This window comes from Thermomonospora catenispora, assembly GCF_006363815.1.
Lineage (GTDB): Bacteria > Actinomycetota > Actinomycetes > Streptosporangiales > Streptosporangiaceae > Thermomonospora > Thermomonospora catenispora.
On record NZ_RRYT01000097.1, the window covers coordinates 1 to 727 of the forward strand.

Annotated in this window: 1 pseudogene; it reads right to left on the reverse strand. The window is 80.9% G+C overall.

The window, feature by feature from the left end:
• A pseudogene (locus EIO00_RS24410) lies at positions 1-727 on the reverse strand (CHAT domain-containing protein); the annotation flags it as partial.

Below are 727 nucleotides of genomic sequence, written 5' to 3' on the forward strand. Positions count from 1 at the left end.
CACGGCCGCCGACCCGTGCCGCGGCGGGGGCGGCGCGTCCGCCGGACGCCCCAGATGCAGCGCCAGACGGGCGGCCAGCACCCGGGCGTCGGCGGCGGGCTCGGCCCACCCGCCGCGGCCCAGCCGTTCGGCGGTGGCCGCGGCGGTGCGCCAGAACACCGCCGAACGATCCCCGGCGGCCCAGCGGGCGCGCAGCAGCAGATGCTCGGCGAGCAGCATCCACCCGGTCCGCTCCTGGGCGGCGAACGCGGCCCGGGCGCGTTCGGCGGTCGCGGTGGCGCGCTCGGGGTCGCCGTCCGCCAGCTCGGCGTGGGCCAGCAGCAACAGCCCGTCGGCCACGTCGCAGCCGTAGCCGCGGTCGGCGGCCTCCTCCAGCGCGGCGACCAGCAGCGGACGGGCCTCCCCGGGGAGCCCGGCGGCGATCAGCGTCTCGGCCTGGTCCAGCCGGCACTGCACCCGCCGTTCCCCGGTCAGCCCCGGCTCGGCCGCCGCGTACAGGCGCAGCGCCCGCGGCAGGTCGCCGCGCCGCGACGCCACGAACGCCAGGTTGCCGCGCGCCATCGCGGCCGAGGCGCGCAGCCCCGCCCGATCGGCCACGGTCACCGCCTCCGCCAGCGCCGTCTCCGCCGCGGCGAGCGCGCCGCGCAGCGCCTGCGCCAGCCCCAGATTGATCAGCAGACCGGCCAGCGTGGCCGGATCGCCGCCGCGCCGCAGCCGGGGCAACGCC